This window comes from Psychromonas sp. MME1 (assembly GCF_041080865.1).
In the GTDB taxonomy this organism is placed as follows: Bacteria; Pseudomonadota; Gammaproteobacteria; order Enterobacterales; family Psychromonadaceae; genus Psychromonas.
The window spans coordinates 413,561-439,987 of sequence record NZ_CP160906.1; the positions used below are offsets into that span (position 1 = coordinate 413,561).

A 26,427-nucleotide genomic window follows, 5' to 3' on the forward strand; every position below is an offset into this window, starting at 1 on the left:
ATAGAGACTATTTGTTCCTGTACCTGATGCACTTAAAAATAGATAGCCTATTTTTTAGTTAAAATTAAATAATAAATAAATCTTATTTAACTTAAATTGAATATGCCTCTGTGGGTATGAAATTTGGCGTAAATTTGGCGTAAACCTGTCTAAGTTGTATTAAACCGAAAAGAACCTAAGTCATTTGAAACAATATGTTAAGTATCCTATACTACTACGGTAACCTGTAATATCAGGATTCAAAATCCGTTTTCGAAAGAAGTGCCGGTTCAAGTCCGGCCTCGGGCACCATATTCAAACAATAAAGCCTCAACTTACGTTGGGGCTTTATTGTTTCTAGGTCAATCAAATAGCCATTATTTCTTAGGTATAAATTACTATTTAAATTAATTGTTTACTGACAATAGCTGCGCTATGATTTACGACGCCAGGTATCAAAAAAATTGATACTTGGCGTCGTAAATCATTCAGGAATCGTGTTCATGAAGTATTCATTAAAACAATTAGCGGTGTTTGATGCCGTTGCTATGCATGAAAGTGTTAGTGCAGCTGCGCGGCAGTTATCAATGACTCAGTCTGCTGTTAGTATGTCCCTTTCTCAATTAGAGCACGTACTTGATAGACCATTATTTATTAGGCAAGGGAACCGACTTGCTTTAAGTCATTGGGGGCGTTGGTTAAGGCCAAAGGCAAAACATTTATTACAAGAGGCAATGCAAATTGAACTCGGGTTACACGACCAACAGATTATTAGTGGTAATTTAACAATTTGTTCTAGTCAAACACCTGCCAAACATATATTACCTAAATTAATTAGTAAAATTGATGAAGATTTTCCTGAACTGCATTTAGATTTAATGGTGGAGAATACTGATTCTGTTATTCAATGCCTATTAAATTATGAATGTGATTTGGGAATGGTTGAGGGGCGTATTGACCATACAGGTCTTCATCAGCAAAAATTGCTTGATGACCACTTAGTTATCTTTTGCAACCCTAATCATCCTTATGCCAAATTAAATAAAGTGAATAGTGCGCAATTAGAGCAAGCGAAATGGGTGATGCGTGAGATAGGGGCGGGTACTCGACGTATTTTTGATGGCGCTATCCACGGTATAATTGAACATATTGATGTATGTAAAATTTATGAAAGTGTTCAAGTATTAAAAGCGTTAGTGGAAAATGGTGTGTATTTAAGTTGCTTACCTTATCTAGATGTTGCACAGGAGGTTGAAAAGGGGGATTTAGTTATATTGTCAACACCTCAATTGAATATGGATAGAAGTATTTCATTTATATGGCGAAAAAATACGGGTGAAAATCCATTAAGGGATTGTGTTCTAAGAGAAGCACAACGTTTAGTGTCAAATTCTAAAAAAGCAAAAACAAGGTAAGTGCACACTTACCTTGTTAAGTTTATTAACTAGTCTTCTTTATTTAATCACCCGATAATTTCGTTGATATGAGCAATTAGTAAGATTATAAAACTAAGCCGCTTCAATTTTACATTGGTCATTAGGTGTATACTGCTTAACTACGAATTTTGCGAGTTCACTGCGAGAAATAACTCCAACTAATCGGCCTTGCTCTGTTACAGGATATATAGAAGGTCGTTGTGCTGATGCTGATTTCAAACGTTGATCATAACTTTGATATTGATTGCTGATTAACATGCCTGAGCCACTCACTGGGAATAATTTATCTTTGTCGACTACCATGAACTCAAGCAGAGTCGTGATGGGTTGTGCGGCATCAACAGTTAGGATCTCTGTTTGCATAATATCACTAATTTGGCATTCTAGTTTTATTGAATATTCTTCAGACCAGAGGTGTCTTAAAAGATCTTGTTTTGAGATAAAACCAAGCAGTTGTTGTGCTTTATCGACTACTGGGGCAGCGCTAAGATCATTTTCGGTTAATAAAGCGAGTGCTTGGTAAATATCTTGAGTTTGTGTTAGCAGTAAAGGTGTTTTATTCATGATATCTTTTACTGTTATGTGCTGTAATGTTGTTTTCATAATGTCTATATCTCCTAAAGGGGTTAATTGTTTATTATTTGTTGTTTTTTTGTTTGTTGGTGTGGTTTTTTCTCTGTCTATCAACCAATATCCGATACCTACGAATAAGCCACCCCCAACAATATTGCCCAGCGTTACTGGAATAAGGTTGTGTAAAATGAAGTTAGACCATGTGAGATGAGCAAAATCAGTTATCAATAGACCGTGATTAATATAAAAAGCGGGATCGCTGATCGATTTAATCGTAAGACCAAGGGGCACCATAAACATGTTGGCAATACTGTGTTCAAAACCACTGCTAACAAACATGGCAACTGGCAATATCAGTAACATGGACTTAGCTAAAGTATCTTTGCTGCTAAACGTCATCCATGTACCTAAACAAACGAGTAGATTACATAAAATGCCGAGAGCGAAAGCCTGTGCCCAAGTATGTTCAAGTTTATGTTGTGCTATTTGTAATGCATTGATCCCCCACTGCCCACCATCTAAAAGGTGCATGCGAGCAGTGATGACCAACGCTAACATTATCGCCGCTCCGACTAGATTACCTAAATAGACGCGTCCCCAGCATTTCAAGAGCTGTCCTGTTGAACATAATCCCTGAGCCCACGCTACACAGCTTAATACCGTACTGGTAAATAATTCTCCGCCACAGACTACAACAAGGATTAAACCTAAGCTGAATGCTATGCCACCTGCTAATCGAATCAGTCCCCATGGGGTATTGCTCGCACCAGTGGTAACTGTGATATAAAAAACAAATGCAATAGCGATGAATGCGCCTGGCAAAAATGGCTAATGCAAAGGATTTCGCTAAGGATTTTTGCACCTTTGAAATACCATATTGCTCAACTTGTTTTAATACACTATTTTGAGCGGACGGCTGTTGATGGCTGTTGATTAACTTAATGGGATAATTTCTGTTAGTATTCATCGTTTATCCCTGCGATAACTTACGCTCTGTTGTTGGTATTTATTTTTTATTTTTCTGTTGAACATGCTTTTCTCCTTGTAAAAATATATCGATTAAATTAATGCACTTGAGTTTTTTGGTGCTTAAAAACAATAAGATAAAACGAAGGGTAATGATATTTGATAGTTGTGATAAATTGATTCAATATTATTGATGGTTAAAAATGGCATGGGTATATAGCTATTTTGCTAAAGCGTTAACTCAGCAAGATACTGCAGAATGCATTGGTCAGGTAAAACAGTGGGTGTTCCGTGGGGGGGAGGTTGTTTTCATTTATATAATCATAAATTTTAGTTACCTTAGGGGCTGTTGACCTTGCATTTTAGCAGTAATTTTATTCGCAAGGTCAACAGCCTCAGGAATGCCCTTTATAGGCATTAAAGTATTACCAATAAGCAGTAATAACTATTTATCAAAGTATTATTCATTTTAGTGAAAGTTGTTTGGTGATATCACTATCTTGCTCTTTAATGACGACTTTTGTTTTTTTATCTAGGGATTTTTTGTATTTATAGTTATTTAGCACAATCGTTTTTATGACATTATATAAATCGCCTTTATTATCAGGCGTTACATTATTAATCCTTGCGGTATGGCAATTGAACGTTTTAGTTTTAATATCAAATAATCCTTCGACCTTATAATTATTTTCATTGTCGATAGCGTTCAATGAATGATGGCCATTACCATCAAGTGTAACAGGTAATAAGCACCCACTGTCGCGATCAAAATAGAAACATATCGGTGTTTCTAGATGGAAATTAAAATAGATGATATTATCATATTTACTGACATTCATTATTAGAGCAATAAAATTGTTGTCTGTGTTTGGCGTTAATGCTGGCGCTTTACTCATTTTACATTCCTTCGCTATGGATCTTGATGATCTTTGATTCGTTATTGCTGATGGTTGTCTATATAACCTAATAATTATGACAAAAAGATGACACTGTTTATGCCATATTGATACTTATGCTATTTCAAGATGCAAAATCTGCAAGGACAATAGTGCCGAAATACCTGATATGTATATTGAGATATATTGCCGATAGAAGTGGCTTATGTTGCATATTTTTTTGTATGTTACATCTATCTCATGCTCATCTTTCTTTATCTCGCTGGCAATTTTATTTATTGGCAGTAAGTTATTAGCACGATTGATTTACATTATTGTTAAGTGGCGCAAAGCGTGATATTTTTTAATTTTGTAAAAGATTATTTATTGGTTACTATCAATTAACGCAAGTTACTGCGCTTTATATTCGATATCTAAAACCCTTTTAGGTATTAACGGAGAAAATTTTTTGTGATAAATATCCTGTTGGTCGATGACCATGAGTTAGTTCGTACAGGGATTCGCCGTATCATTGATGATGTTCGAGGCATGAAAGTAATTGGAGAAGCAGATAGTGGTGAGGCAGCTGTAAAATGGTGTCGTAATAATCATCCTGATGTTGTGTTGATGGATATGAATATGCCCGGTATAGGCGGCTTAGATGCGATGAGTAAAATTCTACGCATTAATGAAGATATTAAAATTATCATGCTTACCATGCATACTGAAAATCCATTTCCAGCTAAGGTCATGCAAGCAGGGGCCGCTGGGTATTTAAGTAAAGCCGCCTGTCCAGATGAAGTGCTTAATGCTATTCGAGCGGTCAATTCAGGACAGCGCTACTTAGCACCAGAAATAGCACAACAAATGGCGCTTTCGCAGATTGTTCCTGATAATGAAGATCCGTTTAGAGTGCTTTCTGAGCGAGAGTTGCAAATTATGATGATGATAACTAAGGGACAGCGTGTTGTGGATATATCTGAGCAACTTAGCCTCAGTTCAAAAACCATTAACAGCTATCGTTATCGACTATTTGAGAAGCTTGGTGTTAACGGCGATGTTGAATTAACCCATTTAGCTATTCGATATGGCATGCTTGATGCTGACAAACTTTAACATTATTGACGATAGTCATTTGTTAAAAACTTATATAATGACACCTAAGGGTGTCTTTTTTTTATGACTCTATTTTCTGCAGAAGATTTTTTAGCGACAGTTACCACTCAACCGGGCGTTTATCGTATGTTTAACCGTCAGCATGAGGTTATCTACGTCGGCAAAGCAAAAAATTTACAAAAACGTTTGAGTAGTTATTTTAGCCTGACTCAAAAACACCCAAAAACCCTCGCCTTGGTTAGCCATATTGCTAATATTGAAGTGACCGTTACCCATACAGAGACGGAAGCGTTAATATTAGAGCATAATTTTATTAAGCAATATAAGCCTAAATATAATGTGTTATTGCGCGATGATAAATCTTACCCGTACCTTTTTCTCAGCGCTCATAAGCATCCTCAATTGACGCTCGTTAGAGCCCAAAACCGTAAGCGAAAAGGAACTTATTTTGGCCCCTACCCCAGTGGTGGTGCGGTAAGGGAAAGCTTACATCTAATGCAAAAATTATTTCCAATTCGCCAATGCGAAGATAGTTATTATAGTAATCGCTCTCGCCCTTGCTTACAGTATCAGTTAAAACGTTGCCTTGGACCATGTGTAAAGGCGATGACAGAGCAGGAGTATAGCCATCAGGTAAAGCTGGCAACGGAGTTTTTACAGGGTAAAAGTCAGCAGGTTATTGAGCAGCTGGTGGAGGAAATGGAGCAGGCCAGTCACTCATTAGAGTTTGAAAAGGCGGCTCAACGCCGTGATCAAATTCAATCCTTGAAAAAGGTTCAAGAACAACAATGGGTAAGTGGTGATATTGAGCAACTTGATATTATTGGATTTGTTTACCAACATGGCGTGGCGAGTCTGCATCTGTTATTTGTTCGCCAAGGACGTATTTTAGGAAGTCGTAATTATTTTCCAAAAACCCCTAAAAACTCGAGCAAAGATGAAATACTGAGCTCTTTTTTGAGTCAATTTTATCTTTCCGGGCAGAATGGACGAGCCATTCCCAAGGAAATTATATTGAGTGATGATTTCTCTGAACGGGCTGTTTTTACTGAACTCTTTAGTGATTATTGTGGTTATAAATGTCAATTGAAAATCGATGTGCGTGGTCAACGCAGTCAGTTTGTTAAGCTCGCAATCACCAATGCTCAAATTGCATTAACTACTCACTTTAATCAAAAAAATAGTATTCAAAAGCGTTATCTATTGTTAGAAGAGAAATTAGAGTTGACCACCTCTATAGAGCGTATGGAGTGTTATGATATTTCTCATATGATGGGAGAAAAAACGGTCGCTTCCTGTGTCGTATTTAACCGAGAGGGGGCGGCTAAGTCAGCATACCGACGTTTCAATATTAGTGGTATAACGCCTGGTGATGATTATGCGGCAATGGCTCAAGTATTAGGCCGTCGTTTTAAAGCGTTGCAGACAGTGGAAAATACGCCTGATATTATTTTCATTGATGGTGGGCTTGGGCAACTTAGCCAAGCTGAAAATATTATTAGTTCATTAGCGCATAATTTTCCAGATAAAGTCCCTTTATTGATTGGTATTGCGAAGGGAGTGACGCGTAAGGCGGGATTAGAGACTTTAATTATTGGTTATAGCCATGATATTTTAGAAATTCCCGAGGATTCCCCTGCGTTACATTTAATACAGCAAATTCGTGATGAGTCACATCGCTTTGCGATAATGGGGCACCGTCAACAGCGTGATAAAAAAAGGCGCACCAGTAGCTTAGAAGGGATCGCTGGCGTCGGAGTAAAACGCAGGCAATTATTACTTAACCATTTTGGTGGGATACAGGGGATTAAATCTGCCAGTATTGATGAATTAGCCAAAATTCCAGGCATTAGTCTACCACTGGCAGAAAATATTTATGAAGCGTTACATTCATAACTTTTGATTGATAGTAAGGATGTTTTTTGTGTATTGCGCTTTTATTATATCCATGTTGCCTCGTTGATTTACTTCTTTAGTGATTTTAGCGCGTTATCTATTTGCATTGTGAAACAATAAAATGCCAAAATAGAGGTAAGCGCAAATCGTAGAAATAAGGGTACGTTCAAGCGTTACGTGTATCGTTATTTAAAGGACATCTTAATGCTAAACATTCCAAATATTTTAACCGCTTTTCGAATTTTTCTGATCCCCATTTTTGTGTTGCTATATTATCTACCTTTTCATTGGTCTGCCCCAGCGGCCGCTTTTATTTTTTGGTTAGCTGGTATCACAGATGTATTGGATGGTTATCTTGCGCGTCGTCTTAATCAACAAACCTCTTTTGGTGCTTTTTTGGATCCCGTTGCCGATAAAATAATGGTGGCGGTTTCCTTAGTGATGATTGTTGAGCATTATGCGGTTATCTGGATCACCATTCCGGCGATGATTATGATATGTCGTGAAATTATTATATCCGCATTAAGAGAGTGGATGGCTGAGTTAGGACAACGTGCCAGTGTTGCTGTTTCTTGGGTTGGGAAAATTAAAACAGCCGCACAGATGCTCGCGTTATTCCTACTTATTTGGCAACATTCCATTGAAATGGAGTGGGTTGGCTTCTTCTGTTTATATATTGCAACGGTCTTGACGCTTTGGTCAATGGTGGTTTATCTAAAGGCTGCATGGCCATCATTGAAATCAAGTCGATGACTTTGTCCGATAAATGATTGCTTAGTGTAAAAAAACAGCGAACAATTGCTTAGGTCGAAAAAAGTTGTAGAAGAGTGTTGACTCAATCTTAATAATCATTAGAATGCGCCACATCGATAGGGAAACATGTTGTTAGTAACTTATCGACATAATTAGTTTTAATTATGAAATGTGATGCGGTACTAGCTCAGTTGGTAGAGCACGACCTTGCCAAGGTCGGGGTCACGAGTTCGAGTCTCGTGTACCGCTCCAAAATTTTGGCGGAATGGCAGAATGGCCATGCAGTGGATTGCAAATCCATCCATCTCGGTTCGACTCCGGGTTCCGCCTCCAAATTTTAAAAGTTTTGCCCGGATGGTGGAATCGGTAGACACAAGGGATTTAAAATCCCTCGCCTTATGGGTGTGCGAGTTCAAGTCTCGCTCCGGGCACCAGTTTTAAAAACCTCAGTATTTATACTGAGGTTTTTTTTTGCTTAAAATTAAGCAAATGAATACACTTGTCGCATAAATTAGATGGTTATATTACATTGATTCTTTATACCAATCGGATTAATACCAATTCCGGTAAGTATATGAACTAAATTTTGTGCAGGAAAAATGGCTTAATTTGAGGCGCAAGTTGGCGCGATTGGTTGTTCTCTTTGCGAAACTTACAACAAAAAAGTAAGTTATTTTAACCAGTAAAATAGATCAGCTATTTATTACGATTGGTATTAAATGAATGAGGAGTTAAGATATGAGTACCAAAGCAGCGCTAACTTTTCCCTGTGGAGTTTCAGTCAATCTCACATCCGAGCTCCTTGATTACCGTTTAAATGGTAATGAACTATTAACGACATTTGCATCCTCACAAGGCAATACTTTCCATTTCGAACAGTTTAATTTTGCTGAATTTGAGTTATCTGTTAATGGTGATGCTGCGATCCAAGGTGATGGTTTACAAATGTTATGTCAAACTATCGGCACGTTAAACCATCCTATTGACCTTGGACGTTGTCCTGATAACAATGAAAATTATCGCGTCTATGCTAACCATTTAGCAAAAAGATATTATAGTTACTTGATTATTGCAGACGGTAAGCAGTTCACTTTATTCGGTTTTACCTCCTGCCATTGTTTTTCAGGCTACTTTGAATTTACGAATAATAGTGTTAAGGCTTTTATTGATGGTGAAAGTGTACACCTCTTGCAACAAGCCCAAGAGAACAATCGTGCTTTAGAGTCGATTACTGTTTTACAGGGAGGAGATATCAATCAGTTGTATCATGATTTTACACAATTGATTAATGTCAATCATCCACCAAGAGCGGGGGTGAACCAACCATCGCCGATTGGCTGGTGTTCTTGGTATGCCTATTATGCTAGTGTTTCAGAAGAAAATATTTTGCAAAATGTTACAGCTATGTCTGGACCACTCGATGAATTGCAATGGGTGCTACTCGATGATGGCTATCAAGCATATATGGGGGACTGGTTAACTCCTTCCGCACATTTTAGTGGGGGGGTAAAAGAAGTAATTGCGAAGATCAAAGCAAAAGGTAAAACACCGGCTATTTGGTTAGCCCCCTTTATTGCACAACCAGAGTCGACGTTATTTAAAGAACATCCCGAGTGGTTTGTTCGTCATGAAAATGGCGATTTATTGAAAGCTGAAGATGTTACCTATGGCGGATGGCGTTGTACACCTTGGTATATTCTGGACTGCAGTCAATCTGAGGTCTGCGCTCATTTAACGCATGTGGTTCGCACCATGCGTGAAGAGTGGGGCGTGGAGTTATTTAAACTCGATGCCAATTATTGGGGAATATTAAAAGGACGTCGTTTTGATACGGCGATGACTGGTGTTCAGGCTTATCGCCTGGGTATGCAGGCTATTGCTAAGGGCGCAGGTGATGCCTGGCTATTAGGATGCAACGCTGCCATGTGGCCCTCTCTTGGCTTAGTCGATGCGATGCGTGTTTCCGATGATGTTGAACGACAGGGATATCGTTTTGAACAAATAGCGAAACAAACATTTCTACGAAGTTGGCAGCATAAAGGTTTATGGCACATCGATCCCGATTGTGCGACATTAATCTCTATCGAAGGGCAAGAAACTTGCGCTGAGAACTATCATTTTCATCGTGATGTATTACTCGCTAGTGGAGGTTTATTATTATCCGGTGATCCCTTATATAAATTAAATGATTTTGCAGAGCAAAGCTTATCAGTATTAATAGCTAGACAGGCTATAACGCAAGGCACTACTGTCTTTGATGATTTATCGTTAACGCATGGTAAACTTGATTTGGGACCGCTTGGGAAATTGCACCTTTTATTTAATTATCAAAGTGATGATAGTAAAAAATTTATTTTAGAAGAGCAAGGAAACGGGGAGTGGGTAGACTTTTGGACACAACAAAAGTTATCTTCTGGCGCTAGTAAGTCATGCGAAATCGAGCTACATGCCGGCCTCAATAGCCGCGCGGTATTATACCAATTGCACTTGAGGAGATAAAATTCGGTGCATGAGTGCACCGGATTTTCTATTTGCCAATTACTGTTATTTATTCAAGTTTTCCGCAAAAACGATAACCTTCGCCATGAATGGTGGCAATAATTTCACCGCCTTCAGGCACGCTTTCAAAGTGTTTGCGGATACGACGAATCGTGACATCAACGGTGCGATCGTGTGACTTTAATTCGCGCCCAGTCATTTTCATGAGTAATTCTGCACGCGTTTGTATTTTTCCTGGGTTTTCAATAAAGTGCAAAATAGCTCTAAATTCACTGCGCGGTAATTTAAATACATCGCCATTAGGGCTGATTAATGAGCGACTTTCAATTTCCAGGGTCCAACCATTAAATTTATAATTTTCTACTTTTTGACGTACTTCCTCAAAGTAAAGGTTATCTTGCATGGTGCGTGTTAATAGATTGCGAGCTCGTATAGTTAGCTCTCTTGGATTAAATGGTTTAGTAATGTAATCATCCGCACCAATTTCTAAGCCGAGAATTTTATCGACTTCATTATCTCGCCCGGTTAAAAATATAAGTGCAATATTCTGAATTTCTCTTAATTCTCTAGCAAGTAATAACCCATTTTTACCGGGTAAATTAATATCCATGATAATTAAGTTTATATTGTGTTCTTTAATTATTTGATGCATTTCATTGCCATCAGTTGCTTCTAAAACATTATAACCTTCTGCTTCAAAAACACTTTTTAAGGTTTTTCTTGTAACTAGCTCATCTTCTACTATGAGTATATTTGCTGTGGACATGCTGACTCCTATTTTTCAATCTTGTCTATTCGTTACACTCAAAACGCAGGTTTACATGCTAGCTGATAAGCGTTGGCTAGTTATCTAAATAATCATTTTGCTGATTATTGGACTGGGTCATAGTCTCGATTTTTGATATTTTAGCTCTGTTTTGGAGGTGTTAACGTTTTGTTGTTTTTTTATTCTTTTTCACTGCAAGGGTATTGATAAAGGAAGTATTAGAAAACGCCTATGTTGAAGGACTTTTAATCGTTACTCACACCCTTGTAATTATGCAAATAACTATAATTACTTAACATTAAGATAACAACTAAATTGTATTAAATAATTACATATATAGATTTAATATTGATATGTATCAACTGTAAATTAATATTTGATGAGCTTTTCAAAAAAAAGGTTAAAGCGAGGAACAAATTTAAAAAATAAAAATGCTCATTTCTAGCAATATTATGAATAAAAGTGAGTTTAGCAAACACTCACAGGTTTCAGTCACGATAAAGCTTTGTTATGATATAGCGCTTAAAGTTTCAATTATCACCTAGAGTAAAATATTCAATGATCGCTTATATAACTTATTATGTGCTGAACGCCCTTTTGTTAGGTTATTATAAGTCACTGGCAAGTTTTGAATTATTTTAATAAATCATTTTTAGAGCCCGCGATTATTTGCGGGTTTTTTGTGTTACAGCAGGGATTGTTCAAATGCGTGTACTTAAATTTGGCGGCACATCATTAGCAAATGCCGAACGTTTTAATCAAGTTGCAGATATTGTTATTAATAACCATCAGCAGTCACAAATCGCCTTAGTTTTATCAGCACCAGCGGGGGTGACTAATAATTTAGTTGCCGTTGTCGATAAAACCAGTAAAGGGCTCTCTGCAGAAGCTCATTTAACAGATATTCAACGTATTTTTGCCGATTTAATTAACGGTTTAAAAAGTACTTATGCAGAGTTTGCCGATGATTTGCTAAAAACTATTTTTGAGCAAGAGCTTTTACATTTAAGTGAATTACTTGAAGGTGTTCGTTTATTGTCTCAATGCCCTGAAAATATTGAAGCAAAAATATTAAGTAAAGGTGAGCTGTTAAGTGTTGCCTGTATGAAACAATTGTTGATAGCTAAAGGGCATCCGGTTGAGGTGATTAAGCCTCAAGAAAAATTGATGTCCTATAAAGGTGGTTATTTAGAAGCTCAAATTGATATAGATGCATCACGAGCATTGTTTGCTAAAGATGCCATTGTTCAAGGCGCTATTTATCTTATGCCTGGTTTTACGGCTGGTAATGAGCAAGGGGAAACGCTGGTGTTGGGGCGTAATGGCTCTGATTATTCAGCTGCTGTTTTAGCAGCCTGTTTAAGGGCTGAGTGTTGTGAGATATGGACCGATGTTGATGGGGTATATAGTTGTGACCCAAGGTTAGTAAAAGATGCAAAATTATTACGCTCACTGAGTTACGCTGAGGCGATGGAGCTATCTTACTTTGGTGCAAAAGTATTGCATCCCAAAACCATTGCGCCTATTGCACAACATGCTATCCCTTGTTTAATAAAAAACACCCACAATCCTCAAGCAGATGGGACGCTGATAGGTCAAGTACAAGGAGATGATTCGTTGCAAGTCAAAGGTATTTCAGATTTGAAAGACTTAACCATGTTAAGTATTTCAGGTCCCGGCATGAAAGGTATTGTTGGCATGGCTGGGCGTATATTCACGACTATATCACGTGCCAGGTGTGTCAATTATTTTGATTACACAATCATCATCTGAATATAGTTTAAGTTTCTGTATTGGTGCCGCTGATACACCTAAAGCATTGCGGGTTTTAAGCGAAGAATTTGCTTTAGAATTTAAAAACAATCTATTAGAGCCTATTGAGTTGGTGGAAAATCAAGCAATTATCTCCTTGGTTGGGGATGGGATGAAAAAAGCGAATGGGGTTGCTGCTCGTTTCTTGACTGCGCTATCCGAGGCATCTATTAATATCAGTGCTATTGCACAGGGCTCTTCGGAACGTTCAATTTCAGTGGTTATTGGTGAAGATAAAGCCAAAGATGCGGTTATCGCTTGCCATCAATCATTTTTTGGCAGTGTGCAATATATTGATATGTTTTTAATTGGCTGCGGTGGTGTTGGTGGGGCGCTTGTCGATCAAGTTTATCGTCAACAGGATCGTTTAGCCGAGCGTAATATTCAAATCAGGGTTTGTGGTATTGCTAATAGTCGTGTGATGTTAATGAATGAACAAGGCATTGATTTAGCCAATTGGCGAGAGCTACTAAAAAATGGCAAACAAGCGCTTTCTTTATCCAATATGCAGTCTTTGGTGCAAGAGTCACATATTATTAATCCGGTTATTGTTGATTGTACAAGTAATGATGCCATTGCAGCCCGTTACGTTGACTTTTTAGGTGCTGGATTTCATGTGGTAACTGCTAATAAAAAAGCGAATACCAGCAGCATGGAATATTACAAACAGTTACGTTTATCTGCGCTGATGAAACGCCGTAAATTTTTATATGATACGAATGTTGGTGCAGGCTTACCCGTTATTGAAAATATGCAAAACCTCTTTAACGCAGGTGATCAATTGATTAAGTTTAATGGTATTCTGTCTGGTTCTTTATCTTTCATTTTTGGTAAGTTAGATGAAGGACTTAGCTTTTCAGAAGTGACTAAAGAAGCGCGTAAAATGGGCTTTACCGAGCCAGATCCGCGTGATGATTTAAGTGGGATGGACGTGGCGCGTAAACTGCTTATTTTAGCGCGTGAAGCAGGCATGGAACTTTCGCTTGAGGATGTTGAAATCGAACAAGCTTTACCACCTGGTTTTGATGATAGCGGTAGCGTTGAAGAGTTCATCGAACGCCTGAGCGATGCCGATGCTTACTTTAGTGAATTACAGAAAAAAGCCAATGAAAATGGTCAAGTATTACGATATATAGGCAGTATCGAAAACGGTAAATGCGTGTGTAGTATCAAAGCAGTGGGGGCCGATGATCCTCTTAATAAAGTGAAAGATGGTGAGAATGCACTCGCCTTTTACAGTCAATATTATCAACCAATTCCTTTGGTTTTACGTGGTTATGGTGCCGGTACGGAAGTAACCGCTGCGGGTGTATTTGCCGACGTATTACGTACACTGAATTGGAAACAGGAGTTTTAATTTATGAGTGTCGTAGCATACGCACCAGCCTCGACAGCCAATGTTAGCGTTGGTTTTGATGTATTGGGGGGCGCCTTAGCACCTATAAGTGGTGAATTATTCGGTGACAGGGTAAAAGTATCAAAGGGTGATTTTGGTTTTTCTTTGGAGTGTGTTGGCCGTTATGCAGATAAGCTGCCTAAAGACGCTGACAGTAATATTGTTTATCAATGTTATTTAAACTACCAGGCAGCATTAAAAAAAATAAATAAAGAGATATTGCCTGTCAAAATGATTTTGGAAAAGAACTTGCCCGTTGGTAGTGGTTTAGGGTCAAGTTCAAGCTCAATTGTCGCCGCATTAGAAGCGCTTAATGCATGGCATGACCACCTGCTTGATGAAAATACAATGTTGACATTAATGGGGGAAATGGAAGGGCAGATCAGCGGCAGTATTCACTATGATAATGTCGCCCCCTGCTATTTAGGTGGTATGCAGTTAATGATTAATGAAGGTGGAATAATCAGTCAAATGATCCCTTCATTTAAAGAGTGGTATTGGGTCGTTGCTTATCCGGGGATCTCTATTTCGACATCTGCTGCACGTAATATCTTACCTGCACAATACCGTTTAAGCGAAACATTAACTTATGGGCGTCGCTTAGCTGCATTTGTACATGCTTGTTACAGCGACCAAGCAGATTTAGCGGCTAAGATGCTTAAGGATGTAATTGCTGAACCGTATCGTTCACAATTGATTCCTGGCTTTAAAGAGGCCAGAGTTTTTGCTGAGCAAAGTGGTGCATTGGCGATGGGGATTTCAGGGTCTGGGCCGACGGTTTTTGCCGTCATGACTGACCTTCAGCAAGCACAATTATTACAACAATGGTTAACGGAAAATTTTCTTCAAAATGATGAAGGATTTTGTCATATATGTCGTCTTGATGAAAAAGGCGCACGCGTGTTAGGAACAGAACTATGAATTTATACAATATTAAAGATAACAGTGAACAAGTTGATTTTCAGCAAGCCGTTAAGCAAGGCTTAGGGCGTGGTCAAGGTCTATTTTTTCCTGAAAAAATTATTCCACTTGATAATATTGACGCATTATTGGAAATGAATTTAGTTGATCGCTCTAGTGCAATTTTATCGCATTTAATCGGTGATGAATTAAGCGCAGATGTTGTGCATAGTATTGTTGAAAAAGCCTTCACATTTCCAGCACCCGTAAAAAGTGTAACAGAAAATATTAATGCCTTAGAGCTTTTCCATGGACCAACATTAGCCTTTAAAGATTTCGGCGGACGTTTCATGGCGCAATGCTTAGGGCAATTTAAAGGTGATAATAAAATCACTATTTTAACAGCGACTTCCGGCGATACCGGGGCGGCAGTTGCTCATGCCTTTTATGGTATGGAAAATATTAATGTCGTCATTTTATATCCAAAGGGTAAGATCAGCCCATTGCAAGAGAAATTATTTTGTACATTAGGTGGCAATATTACAACGGTCGCTATCGAAGGTGATTTTGATGATTGTCAAGCAATGGTGAAACAAGCGTTTGATGATCAAGAACTTAAAGAAGCAATTGGACTTAACTCTGCAAATTCTATTAATATCAGTCGTTTAGTCGCTCAAATTTGTTATTATTTTGAAGCCTTCGCGCAACTTTCAGTGGAGCAGCGTAAAGAATTAGTCGTTTCTGTGCCAAGTGGTAATTTTGGTGATTTAACCGCTGGATTATTAGCTAAAGCATTAGGCTTACCTATTAAACGCTTTATTGCTGCAACAAATGAAAATGATACTGTGCCACGTTATCTTGCCCAAGGTAACTGGGAGCCTAAAAAAACAGTGGTAACATTATCGAATGCGATGGACGTTAGTGCGCCAAATAACTGGCCACGTATTGAAGAATTATTTAAAGTAAAAAACTGGTCTTTAGCGGAGCTAGGCTATGGCAAAGTGAGCGACGCCCAGACTAAAACAACGCTATTAGAATTAGATCAATTAGGCTATTTATGTGAGCCTCATGGTGCGATTGCATACCATGAATTAAGCAAACAGTTAAATGATGGAGAAACTGGTCTATTCTTATGCACAGCGCATCCGGCTAAATTTAAAGAGAGTGTTGAAGATATTTTAGGGCATGAAATATTTATTCCTGAAGAACTCGCTTCTCGTGCAGATTTAGCTTTATTGTCAAAGGAGTTTAATGCTGATTTTGCAAAAGTTCGCGCATTATTAATGGCTTTATAATTGCTTGTGCTTTAATGATATCTGCAAATAATAAAGAGCGTGTGACACGCTCTTTTTAAGGGAAGCTTAGGATGGGGAAAGTATTAAAGGATCTTTTAGATCAGCTTAGTTTAGAAAAATTAGAAGAAAATCTATTTCGTGGAAAGAGCCAAGATCTGGGTTTAGGGGTTGTTTTTGGTGGGCAAGTGATGGGACAGGCGCTTTCTGCTGCCAAAGAGACGGTACTTCCAGAACAGCACATTCACTCCTTCCATTCGTATTTTCTGCGCCTTGGTAATGTCAATCAGCCTATTGTTTATGATGTAGAGCGTATTCGTGATGGTAATACGTTATCAGCAAGACGTATCAAAGCGATTCAAAACGGTCAGGCTATTTTTTATATGACCGCATCCTTTAAAGCCGTAGAAGCCGGTTTTGAACATCAAAATAGCATGCCCGATGCACCGCCACCTGAAGATCTTATTTCTGAACAAGAGATGGCATTGATCCATTGTGATATGTTACCGGAATCTATTCGCGATAAACTTGTTTGTGAAAAACCTATTGAGATGCGACCCGTTCTTTTTATTAATCCAGTGGAGCCCGAAATAGAAGCACCTAAGCGATTAATTTGGATGAAGGCAAATGGTAAAATGCCGAGTGATTTACGTGTACACCGTTATTTACTTGCCTATGCTTCCGATTTTAATTTTTTGCCAACAGCGCTACTACCACACGGTGTCTCTTTTATATCAGAGGGAATGCAAGTTGTTACCATTGACCACTCAATGTGGTTCCATAATGACTTTCATCTTGATGATTGGTTATTATATGAAATCGAAAGTACGGTTGCAGCCGATGGCCGAGGCTTAGTGAGTGGACGTTTCTTTACTCGTGAAGGTAAGTTGGTTGCCAGTTCGATTCAAGAGGGATTAATTCGCCAACGACGTAAAAAATCATAGCAATAAAAAAGGGAAGCAATAGCTTCCCTTTTTATTATCTAGCCTCTCTTATAGAGATTCTGTAAATGTACGTGTTAATACATCTTGTTGTTGCTCAGGTGTTAAAGAGTTAAAGCGAACAGCATAACCTGAAACACGAATAGTCAATTGTGGGTAGTTTTCAGGGTGTTTAATCGCATCTTCTAATGTTTCACGACGTAATACATTTACATTTAAATGTTGACCGCCTTCCTGTGCTGCTGGAGCTTGAACAGCAACTTCTTTGTATTGAATGTCGCCTAACTCTGCAAGTGAAACAACTTGATCTTCAGCATATGCATTATCTTTTACACATAAACAACGTGCTTGTGCATTTGCTTCATCTAATAGCCAGAATGAGTTAAGTAGAGATTTGTTTTCAGATTGAGTAATTTGGATACCAAAAGCCATGTTAAGCTCCTTATTCATATGTTTAATAAAAATAATTAGTAATAAAATTACAACTTAGTAAATTTATTACTATATTTGCGTGGTTCTTAATAATTCTGAATTTATTATATGGGTAACTTTGCTTGATGTAAATCAATAATCACGTATTTTTAATGCGGTTTATTAAAATAAAATTGATAAAAATCAATAAACCCATACAGTACAATTAGTTATCGGTTATTTAATTGTTTTAGATCAATTTAATAAATAACGGTTTTATACAACGTCATTGTTAAGTAATTGTTAGTAATTAACTTTTATTTAACAATTGCTTATCTGTTTATCAAGGTAAGAAATTAAAATTAAAATGGTAATGGAGGAAAATAGGATAAATGGTCTTTATCTGCTTCTTTTATTGCTAGAAAATTTCACCTTTGCTGTAAGGCGTTCTTTTTTCTTTTACTATTCTTTTTCTGAGCATTATTCCAAGTTGTAATTTTAAAACGTTTTTTAAATAACCTCAGCTTGGAATAATGTAAGCGCAAAAATTTTTAATATCATAAAGTTAATGCTTCATCGCGGAGCATGCCGCTCTCTATTATTTTAAGCAACCAGGTTGAGTAGAAAGTAATGCGGATTGGTATGACCTCAATATTTTTTATCCGTCGCTAGCTCGGATACCAGAGCAAGACGTAACATGAGGTAATTGTTATTCACTTTTAGAGTGTGATACCAATCTCTATTACTCTATTTGCCATTTTATTGGGGGCTGATTTTGCATTTTTAAAAAATCATTGGCTTTTAAGAAGCACTTTGAGCCTAGAAATGCATCAAAATCTAGTCCTGATTTTCTTGCTCCTAGGGGGCTGGGATGTGAGGTTTTAATGACATAGTGGTGTGTATTTTCTGCGCGTGCGGTAATTTTATGGGCGTGCTTACCCCATGACAGGAATACTAAAGGCTTTTGTCTTTGAATTAATGCGTTAACGATCTCCTCGGTAAATTTATTCCACCCTGTTTTTGCATGAGCTGCGGGTTTGCTGTGCGCTACGGTTAAGGATGAATTAAGTAACAGCACTTGAGATGTCCAAGCGGTTAAATTGCCGTGTGTTGGTCGCGTAAAATGGCTAAAACTATTTTCAAGCTCCTTATGTATATTTGTTAATGAAGGAGGGATTTAACCCCTTCGGGGACAGAAAAGGCGAGTCCCATTGCTTGATTGACGGTATGGCCGTTCATATCAACGGTTTGGTGATAGGGGTCTTGCCCTATTATTACCGCTGAAATATCTTCGTAAGTGGAATGTTTAAATGCATTAAATATCATATTGCTGCTAGGCAAAATAAGGTTATCCGCCGTAATATCCCTAACATTTTTTTCAATATTATCTAATAGAGCCGTCATGCAAGGTAAGCTCTTTTGCCATCCTTTAATGCTATTAAATTCTTGACTGAATGTGTTCACAATGATCACCAAATTTGATTAATGTTGCTATATTTAAAATGCAAAGCTAGCAAGCGTTCCAACGGGGGGCCTGCTCGAAAAGCAGTCCTAGCTTGCCACATTCTAAAAGTGAAGAACAATGACCTCACGTTGGGGCTGCTCTGCTATTTGAGCTCGTGGCTGACAAAACATTGTGAGGTAACTCGAGTATAAATGATACGAGAAAATGTTGCCGTGGGCTAATTGTTTCATAGCAATCAGCATAAGTATCTGATCTATCTTATCGATTAAAAAAATAGATAACAGCGTTGCATTAAATTGTAATAGACAGATATTACTTAATCATACTCTTGCTCTCCATCATTTTTCCTCAACATGCTATGACTATAATATTATGCGAATTGGTATTACGCTGTTATAAAATAATGCGTAATGTGATTTACTTCTGCGGATTATTTCTAATGAATGGTTATACTCTTGGTTATATATCACTTGATGAGTCATCTATTATGCTAAAAATTATCCATAATGATCATGTTAATATGAGTCTGCTTTTAAAGTTATTACGCAAAAATATACGTTTGTTAGAGGCTGATGAAAAGGTCGATTATCGCCTGATTAAAGCCATTATCACCTATTTACGCCAATATGCGGATCAATACCATCATCCAATGGAAGATCTTATTTACGATTACTATATTAAGTACCGAGACGTACCAGACGAGATCATTAATCGCTTATCGCAAGAGCACCAAACCATAAAAAAAGTGACAATAGAGTTTGATGAGCTATTAGATATTATTTTACTTGATGCAATCGTCCCTAAGGATCTTTTTATTGTTAAACTGCAGGAGTTTGTGGATCTGCAATCCTCTCATTTAAACTATGAAGAGAAAGAAATATTACCGCTTATTGAAAAGAGTTTAACTGCCGATGATTGGAAAAATTTAGAGCAGCAGTGGCAGCATAAAGATTACATGGATCCTCTCTTTGGCAGCAATGTTACAACGCAATATAGCGCGCTTGCTAAACATATCAAAGAAGAATAATGTGGTGAGATAAGTCTCGTTTTAAGATAAATGAGGCTTATCTATTATTGGTAATAACCTTCCATCCAGCTTTCTAAAATTAATGCGGCAGAGACACTGTCTATTTTACCTTTTTCTAATGCTTTATAACCACCGTGAGAAAAGATAAATTCCTTAGCACTAGCCGTGGTAAGCCGTTCATCTTGTAGCGCAATATTTACCCCAAAACGTCCATTCAATCGGTTAGCGAATTTTTTAGCTCGTTGAGTGATAGGCTGCTCCGTGCCATCCATGTTCAAAGGGAGACCGATAATGACTAGGTCTGGTTGCCAATCACGAATGACTTTCTCAACGATATTCCAATCGGGAATACCGTCATTTGCTTTAATTGCCGCAAGAGGCTGTGCGGTGGCTGTCACCATCTGCCCAGTGGCAACCCCGATACTTTTAGTGCCAAAATCAAAACCTAACACGGTTTTTGGTGTTTCTTTAATTGCAGTCATATTTATCGCTTTTTTGGCTCGCTTTTAGGCATGGCCAGCTGTTGTTGATAATTGTTCCGGGTTAATACCAAGTCGATGTAAAGATTCACTCCAACGATCGGCGGCGGGAGTATTAAAGATAATATCGTTTTCACTTTTTATGGTGATCCAATTATTGTCATTAATCTCTTGTTCTAACTGGCCGGGATCCCAGCTCGCATAGCCTAAGGTAACCATATATTTTTCGGGTGCTTTATCGGTACCTAATATTGATAAAACGGCATTCGAGTTAGACATCATCAGCTGTTCATTTAACTGTGTGCTTTGTGAGTTATCTGTTAATGGCGAATGCAATACAAAACCACGCTCTAATTCTAATGGCCCACCTAGAAAAACAGGATCGAGCAGTGGTGGCTCTGGTTGATGAGAAATGGTTTCTACGTTTTTTAATAATTCTTGTAGCGTTAACTTTACCGGAAAATTAATAATAAATCCCATCGCTCCTTTTTCATCATGCTCACAAATATAGACCACTGATTTTTTAAAATAAGGATCGGTGAGTGAGGGCATTGCAATTAAAAAATGGTTCTTTAGCGTGTCAATTATTTCCGTTTCAGTACTGCTATAGGTACTGTTAGGGTTATCATTGATGATATTTTCCATGTGATACTCCCCGTTAAATTTGTGCTTGCCACACGTTAAGTATGGCAAAAATTAGGTATATTATTTTTTTTATTTATTATTAATGCGTTTTTCAATGGCATCCATCAACTTTCCACTGATATTGGTGCCATAGGCATTATCAATTTCTTGGATGCAGGTTGGACTGGTAACATTAATTTCAGTAACTTTATCACCGATAATATCGAGCCCGACAAAAATTAAGCCCTTCTCTTTTAATTTTGGTCCAATCGTATTCGCGATGTGCCAATCACTTTCCGATAAAGGTTGTGCAACACCACTTCCACCCGCTGCTAAATTACCTCGTGTTTCTCCCTTAGCTGGAATACGTGCAAGCGCATAGGGCATCGGCTCCCCATCTACTATTAAGATACGTTTATCGCCATCTTTAATTTCGGGTATAAATGTTTGCGCCATGCAGTAACGCTGTTGGTGTTCGGTTAATGTCTCGATGATAACGCCTATGTTGGCATCGTTTTCTTTAATACGAAAAATTGAAGCGCCGCCCATCCCATCGAGGGGTTTTAAAATAACATCTTTATGCTTGTTATGAAAATCTCGAATTCTTTGGCTGCTGCGTGTTACTAAAGTTGTGGGAGTAAATTCACTAAACCATGCGGTAAATAATTTTTCGTTGGCATCACGTAGACTTTGTGGTTTATTTACGATTAAACATCCTTCATCTTCTGCTCGTTCGAGTAAATAGGTGGCATAGATATATTCGGTATCAAATGGTGGATCTTTACGCATTAATACAGCATCTAAATCGGCGAGAGGATGGTCGATACTCTCTTCGAGTTGATACCAATGTTGAGGATCGCGTTGCACGGTTAATTTTTTGCTGCTGGCAAAAGTACGGCCATTCTCTAAATAGAGATCCTGCATTTCTAAGTAATAAAGCTCCCATCCGCGCGCTTGCGCTTCCAATAACATAGCGAAACTTGAATCTTTATGGATTTTAATCTTAGAGATTGGATCCATGACGATACCAATTTTAATGGACATATTATTTCCTTAGTCGTGGCAATAGATTATGCAAGGTCACCAAAACGACATTGTAATGCGGTGATTGCTGTTAAGGCCGCTGTTTCAGTACGTAAAACGCGCGGTCCGAGTAATGTTTCTGTAAAGTTTAGTTTTTCTGTTAGGTTAATTTCATCGTCGGTTAATCCACCCTCGGGGCCAATTAACAAACGAATTTTATTAATATTATCAGGTAACTGATTAATTGATATTGATGCACGAGGATGTAATGTTAACTTCACAGCGGTTTCTTGGATAGCACACCAAGTGGCTAAATCTTGAGTTTCATGAATGGTGGGAACCATGTTGCGTCCCGATTGTTCACAGGCTGCAATCGCTATTTTTTGCCATTGTTGTTGCTTTTTTTGCATGCGTTGAGGATCGATTTTTACACCACACCGTTCACTGAGTAGGGGGGTTATCTCGTTGACACCTAATTCTACCGCTTTTTGAATAACAAACTCCATGCGATCACCACGGGAAATGACTTGCCCTAAATGTAAATCTAATGGACTTTCATTATTTGTTTCTTGAAAAGAGTCGATATAGGCGCTGCAACTGCGCTTTTGTACATCTTGTAAAGTGGCAAGATATTGGCCGCCAGATCCATTGAATAACATAATGTTTGCGCCCGGCTTTAAACGCAAAACGCGAATATGCTGAGTAGCATCATCGCCAAGCATAATTTCACTATTAATCAAAAGTGGTTGTGGATCATAAAATCGAGGTGTGCGCATGTTATTTTAATTCTATATCGGGAACATGGGAGCAATTATAACGTAAAAAGTTTATAAGACTATTACTTCATAGTTAACTCTTTATTTCTCTAATAAAAAATGTTTTTTGTGACCTTTGGCTCATATCACTCCTGAAAAAACAATCGCATTTGTGTTTTAGATCAAATAGTTTTAATAGAAATGTGCTTTTTAAGGTAATTTGAATTAGCAATATTTTATTCATCCTATACTCAATTTAGTTTTTTTAATAGAGGTATATTACGATGGATTCTAAACAGCAACTTTATTTCCCTAGCTCTGAAGTAGTAGAACAAGCCAATGTACAAAATTATGAAACACTTTATAAACGCTCAATTGAAGATAGAGAAGGTTTTTGGGCTGAACAAGCATCACTGCTTGAATGGTATAAGCCTTGGGATAAAGTTTTAGATGATAGTAATAAACCTTTTTATAAATGGTTCGTTGGTGGACAAACTAATATTGTACACAACGCCATAGATTGTCATTTACAAGGTGCAGATTGCAATAAACTTGCGATAATTTGGGAGAGTGAAGGTGGTGAAACACGTAGTTTTTCCTACTATGCACTGAATCGTGAAGTGTGTCAGTTTGCCAATATTTTAACCAGTATGGGTATTAAAAAAGGCGATATAGTAACGATCTATATGCCGCAGATACCTGAGTTAGTTTTTGCTATGTTAGCCTGTGCAAAAATAGGTGCGGTTCATAGTGTTGTTTATGGAGGGTTTAGCTACGAGGCATTAGCATCACGTATTAGTGATGCAAATAGTCGTGTTTTAATTACCGCGGATGGTGGTTCCCGTCGTGGTAAAAAAATAGATTTAAAAAGTATTGCCGATGAAGCGATGAAGCGTTCCCCGACGATTGAAGTCTGTATCACCGTTAAATACAACGGCTTGGATGTCAATATGGAAGCTGAACGTGATTTTTGGTACCACAACTTAAAATCACTGCCCATTGCTAGTTCTAAATGTGCAACGGTGCAATTAGATGCTGAAGATCCCCTGTTTATTCTCTACACATCAGGTACGACGGGTAAACCAAAAGGCATGCTCCATACCCATGGTGGTTACAGTGTTTATACTAGCACAACGCACCGCATGGCTTTTGATATTAAACCTGCTGATCGTTGGTGGTGTGCAGCAGATCCAGGCTGGATAACAGGGCATAGTTATATCGTTTACGGTCCTTTAATCAATGCTAGCACTATCATTATGTATGAAGGTGCTCCTAATTTCCCTTACCCCAATCGCTGGTGGCAAATGGTTGAAAAGTATGGCATTAATATTTTATATACCTCACCGACAGCTATCCGAGGGCTGATGCGTTTTGGTGACCAATGGGCGAAACGCCATGATCTATCATCACTAAGGCTATTGGGCAGTGTGGGTGAGCCAATTAATCCAGAGGCATGGCGTTGGTTTTACGAGGTGATCGGTAATAGTAAATGCCCAATTATTGATACTTGGTGGCAAACTGAAACGGGAGGATTTATGATTTGTCCGTTACCAATTACGCCATTAAAACCGGGATCAGCAGCACAGCCATTTTTTGGTAATGAAATTGGCGTGGTTGATGATGATGGTAATGCCGTAGCCGTTGGTGAAGAGGGGAAATTGGTCATAAAAAATCCTTGGCCGGGTATGGCTCGCACGATTATGGGGGATGATCAACGTTACGCAGAGCTGTACTGGGGAGACTACCAAGGTAAAGGATATTATAAAGCAGGAGATTCAGCTAAAATTGATCAAGATGGCTATATATGGGTCATCGGGCGGATGGATGAGGTGCTGAAAGTGTCAGGTTATCGCCTTGGTACATCGGAAATTGAGAGTGCTTTGGTGAGTCATCCAACGGTTATTGAAGCAGCAGCCATAGGCTTGCCGCATGAGTTAAAAGGCAATGCAATCCATACCTTTGTTTTGTTAAAAGAGGGCGTTGTAGGCGACAAAGTATTACAAGATGAGTTAAAAGAGCATGTTGCTAACGAGCTTGGTAAAATAGCGAAGCCTGAAGATGTTACCTTTGTGGATAGTTTACCAAAAACGCGATCCGGTAAAATTATGCGTCGTGTATTAAAAGCGCGTGCATTAGGGCTCGATGAGGGAGACTTAAGTACATTAGAAGACTGATAAATTAATAGGGTAAAATGTTGATATTCGGTCATTTTACCCTTTTATATTTTTATTAGAATTTATACTCTATTCCGGTCATGATTTCCGTTTGTACGTAAACTTCTCCACTGGAACGAATTAAGCAGGTTCCATTATCACAAAACATAGTGCTATCGGAATTCAATACCGTACCATAAACGCGTAGATCGCCACGAAGTGCCCATTGTGGTGTTAATTCATAACGCAGTCCCGCGGTAATATTCCCTGAGAATTTTATTTCTGTGTCATATTGACTATCATCTGGGGAGAAAACGGTTGCCCCTATCCCTAAACCAACGCTGTTGGAAAACCCATTTTCATGGGGGAAAATGACTCGCCCACCGAAGTGTAAATAACTTATGCGTAGGTCAGTTTTTATATTTTGTTCGCCAGAGGTCGTTAAGGTTTGTTTGGCCGTGGAAAACATAATTTCAGTTTCTTTATTACGGCTATAGCGCCAAGCAACGGAAAGCGCCTGTGATAAATCATTACTTAGATCCGCTTTTTCATCGGTTTCTTTATCTTCTAAGTCATTACTAATTCGTCCGCCTAGGTAACCACTAACAGTAATATAATCTTTTTCTGCTGCAATACTGTTAATAGGGGAAAAGACGAGTGTTGCAAGGGGAATAATAAAAAGATGTTTGTTTATCATTTGTAATCCTTGTTTATGATCCATGATTGGCAATCTAATATATTGAGTTAATTATATTTTTTTATTACGTTTCTGCCACTTTTGAACCATGGTGAAACGCCAGATTAAACGGGTTAATAAATAGCCTAAAAATGAGCAACCAATACCGAGAATAAAACATCCTAATAAAAGCGCAGGTGCAATGGTCTCTAAAATTTGCGCTAGCCAAGAAAAGGAGAGTTCAAAATTAAAATCAACCACTTTTTCTTGCAAGATAAAAGCCCCTAATCGGTAAGCACCATAAAAAAGAGGTGGCATCGTTATTGGGTTAGAAATCCAAACTAAAGCAACAGAAAGAGGTAAGTTTACCATAAAAATCATGGCAATAACGGCCGCTAGCACCATTTGAAATGGGATTGGCATCCAAGCACAAAACAGCCCAACAGCAATGGCACCTGAAGCGCTTCTTCTATTTAGATGCCAGAGGCCCGGGTTATGCAACGCCTTACCTAAATACTTTAAATGAGGATGTGCTTTTAATGTTTCTGGTTTTGGAGAAAACCGTTGAATAAATTTTTTTGGCATATAATTAGGATTTATTGTTAATAATTCGG

22 protein-coding genes, 3 tRNA genes and 1 pseudogene are annotated in these 26,427 nt (G+C 38.1%); 14 read left to right on the forward strand and 12 right to left on the reverse strand.

Annotation, left to right across the window (positions count from 1 at the left end):
- Nucleotides 1–482: 482 nt before the first annotated feature.
- Nucleotides 483–1,394, forward strand: a complete 912-nt coding sequence (locus tag AB2N10_RS02010) for a LysR family transcriptional regulator (RefSeq protein ID WP_354624887.1) — start codon at nt 483–485, stop codon at nt 1,392–1,394.
- A gap of 93 nt (nt 1,395–1,487) precedes the next feature.
- Here the strand turns inward: AB2N10_RS02010 and focA are convergent, their stop codons facing one another.
- Together focA and AB2N10_RS02020 are read right to left on the reverse strand one after the other, a co-directional pair.
- Nucleotides 1,488–2,810, reverse strand: coding sequence for a formate transporter FocA (focA, locus tag AB2N10_RS02015; protein ID WP_354624888.1), 1,323 nt, complete (start codon nt 2,808–2,810; stop codon nt 1,488–1,490).
- A gap of 608 nt (nt 2,811–3,418) precedes the next feature.
- Entirely contained in the window at nt 3,419–3,850 is a 432-nt protein-coding gene (locus tag AB2N10_RS02020) for a hypothetical protein (protein WP_354624889.1), read from the reverse strand.
- A 450-nt stretch (nt 3,851–4,300) separates the two neighbouring features.
- Between AB2N10_RS02020 and uvrY the strand changes: the two genes are divergently transcribed.
- The 7 genes from uvrY (at nt 4,301) to AB2N10_RS02055 (ending at nt 10,093) form a co-directional block, all read left to right on the forward strand.
- A complete protein-coding gene (gene uvrY, locus AB2N10_RS02025) occupies nt 4,301–4,945 on the forward strand; it encodes a UvrY/SirA/GacA family response regulator transcription factor (RefSeq protein ID WP_369434233.1) in 645 nt (214 codons plus the stop codon).
- 63 nt (nt 4,946–5,008) lie between these two features.
- Nucleotides 5,009–6,841, forward strand: coding sequence for an excinuclease ABC subunit UvrC (gene uvrC, locus AB2N10_RS02030; RefSeq protein ID WP_354624891.1), 1,833 nt, complete (start codon nt 5,009–5,011; stop codon nt 6,839–6,841).
- Between the two features lie 204 nt (nt 6,842–7,045).
- A complete protein-coding gene (pgsA, locus tag AB2N10_RS02035) occupies nt 7,046–7,594 on the forward strand; it encodes a CDP-diacylglycerol--glycerol-3-phosphate 3-phosphatidyltransferase (protein ID WP_354624892.1) in 549 nt (182 codons plus the stop codon).
- 176 nt (nt 7,595–7,770) lie between these two features.
- A tRNA-Gly gene (locus tag AB2N10_RS02040) sits at nt 7,771–7,846 on the forward strand.
- Nucleotides 7,847–7,853: 7 nt separating this feature from the next.
- Nucleotides 7,854–7,927 (forward strand) — tRNA-Cys (locus tag AB2N10_RS02045).
- Between the two features lie 15 nt (nt 7,928–7,942).
- Nucleotides 7,943–8,028, forward strand: a tRNA-Leu gene (locus AB2N10_RS02050).
- A 304-nt stretch (nt 8,029–8,332) separates the two neighbouring features.
- Complete coding sequence (locus AB2N10_RS02055; RefSeq protein WP_354624893.1) at nt 8,333–10,093, forward strand: alpha-galactosidase; 1,761 nt, start codon at nt 8,333–8,335, stop codon at nt 10,091–10,093.
- A 49-nt stretch (nt 10,094–10,142) separates the two neighbouring features.
- On the opposite strand, the gene arcA is transcribed toward AB2N10_RS02055, so the two are convergent.
- Entirely contained in the window at nt 10,143–10,859 is a 717-nt protein-coding gene (arcA, locus tag AB2N10_RS02060; RefSeq protein WP_354624894.1) for a two-component system response regulator ArcA, read from the reverse strand.
- A gap of 705 nt (nt 10,860–11,564) precedes the next feature.
- Between arcA and thrA the strand changes: the two are divergent.
- The 4 genes and pseudogenes from thrA (at nt 11,565) to tesB (ending at nt 17,203) form a co-directional block, all read left to right on the forward strand.
- A pseudogene (gene thrA / locus AB2N10_RS02065) lies at nt 11,565–14,028 on the forward strand (bifunctional aspartate kinase/homoserine dehydrogenase I).
- Nucleotides 14,029–14,031: 3 nt separating this feature from the next.
- A complete protein-coding gene (gene thrB / locus AB2N10_RS02070; protein WP_369434234.1) occupies nt 14,032–14,988 on the forward strand; it encodes a homoserine kinase in 957 nt (318 codons plus the stop codon).
- Complete coding sequence (thrC, locus tag AB2N10_RS02075; protein ID WP_369434235.1) at nt 14,985–16,262, forward strand: threonine synthase; 1,278 nt, start codon at nt 14,985–14,987, stop codon at nt 16,260–16,262. The genes thrB and thrC overlap by 4 nt, the downstream gene beginning before the upstream one ends.
- 71 nt (nt 16,263–16,333) lie before the next feature.
- Nucleotides 16,334–17,203 (forward strand): acyl-CoA thioesterase II, encoded by an 870-nt coding sequence (gene tesB / locus AB2N10_RS02080; RefSeq protein WP_369434236.1) that lies wholly within the window; start codon nt 16,334–16,336, stop codon nt 17,201–17,203.
- 48 nt (nt 17,204–17,251) lie between these two features.
- On the opposite strand, the gene grcA is transcribed toward tesB, so the two are convergent.
- The 3 genes from grcA to AB2N10_RS02095 form a co-directional block, all read right to left on the reverse strand.
- On the reverse strand, nt 17,252–17,632 hold the full coding sequence (gene grcA / locus AB2N10_RS02085) for an autonomous glycyl radical cofactor GrcA (RefSeq protein WP_354624898.1): 381 nt from the start codon (nt 17,630–17,632) through the stop codon (nt 17,252–17,254).
- Nucleotides 17,633–18,353: 721 nt separating this feature from the next.
- Nucleotides 18,354–18,788: a uracil-DNA glycosylase gene (locus tag AB2N10_RS02090; RefSeq protein WP_354625303.1), complete on the reverse strand. Its 435-nt coding sequence runs from the start codon at nt 18,786–18,788 to the stop codon at nt 18,354–18,356.
- Nucleotides 18,773–19,075 carry a hypothetical protein gene (locus tag AB2N10_RS02095; protein WP_354624899.1) on the reverse strand — a complete coding sequence of 101 codons (303 nt, stop codon included), beginning with the start codon at nt 19,073–19,075 and terminating at the stop codon, nt 18,773–18,775. Before AB2N10_RS02095 ends, AB2N10_RS02090 begins: the two co-directional genes overlap by 16 nt.
- Nucleotides 19,076–19,515: 440 nt before the next feature.
- Between AB2N10_RS02095 and AB2N10_RS02100 the strand changes: the two genes are divergently transcribed.
- Entirely contained in the window at nt 19,516–20,103 is a 588-nt protein-coding gene (locus AB2N10_RS02100) for a hemerythrin domain-containing protein (protein WP_369434237.1), read from the forward strand.
- 44 nt (nt 20,104–20,147) lie between these two features.
- Here the strand turns inward: AB2N10_RS02100 and ruvX are convergent, their stop codons facing one another.
- From ruvX to rsmE, 4 genes are all read right to left on the reverse strand, one after another.
- The gene (ruvX, locus tag AB2N10_RS02105; protein ID WP_354624902.1) at nt 20,148–20,585 is read right to left on the reverse strand and encodes a Holliday junction resolvase RuvX; all 438 of its coding nucleotides are present in this window, start codon (nt 20,583–20,585) and stop codon (nt 20,148–20,150) included.
- Nucleotides 20,586–20,609: 24 nt separating this feature from the next.
- Nucleotides 20,610–21,227, reverse strand: a complete 618-nt coding sequence (locus tag AB2N10_RS02110) for a YqgE/AlgH family protein (protein WP_369434238.1) — start codon at nt 21,225–21,227, stop codon at nt 20,610–20,612.
- A gap of 69 nt (nt 21,228–21,296) precedes the next feature.
- The gene (gshB, locus tag AB2N10_RS02115; protein WP_369434239.1) at nt 21,297–22,250 is read right to left on the reverse strand and encodes a glutathione synthase; all 954 of its coding nucleotides are present in this window, start codon (nt 22,248–22,250) and stop codon (nt 21,297–21,299) included.
- Nucleotides 22,251–22,276: 26 nt separating this feature from the next.
- Nucleotides 22,277–23,005, reverse strand: coding sequence for a 16S rRNA (uracil(1498)-N(3))-methyltransferase (gene rsmE, locus AB2N10_RS02120; RefSeq protein ID WP_369434240.1), 729 nt, complete (start codon nt 23,003–23,005; stop codon nt 22,277–22,279).
- Nucleotides 23,006–23,268: 263 nt separating this feature from the next.
- Between rsmE and acs the strand changes: the two genes are divergently transcribed.
- Nucleotides 23,269–25,158: an acetate--CoA ligase gene (gene acs, locus AB2N10_RS02125; protein ID WP_369434241.1), complete on the forward strand. Its 1,890-nt coding sequence runs from the start codon at nt 23,269–23,271 to the stop codon at nt 25,156–25,158.
- Between the two features lie 55 nt (nt 25,159–25,213).
- Here acs and AB2N10_RS02130 read toward each other — a convergent pair whose 3' ends face one another.
- Together AB2N10_RS02130 and AB2N10_RS02135 are read right to left on the reverse strand one after the other, a co-directional pair.
- Nucleotides 25,214–25,834 (reverse strand): outer membrane beta-barrel protein, encoded by a 621-nt coding sequence (locus tag AB2N10_RS02130; RefSeq protein WP_369434242.1) that lies wholly within the window; start codon nt 25,832–25,834, stop codon nt 25,214–25,216.
- Between the two features lie 51 nt (nt 25,835–25,885).
- The gene (locus tag AB2N10_RS02135) at nt 25,886–26,398 is read right to left on the reverse strand and encodes a DUF2062 domain-containing protein (protein WP_369434243.1); all 513 of its coding nucleotides are present in this window, start codon (nt 26,396–26,398) and stop codon (nt 25,886–25,888) included.
- Between the last annotated feature and the right edge of the window lie 29 nt (nt 26,399–26,427).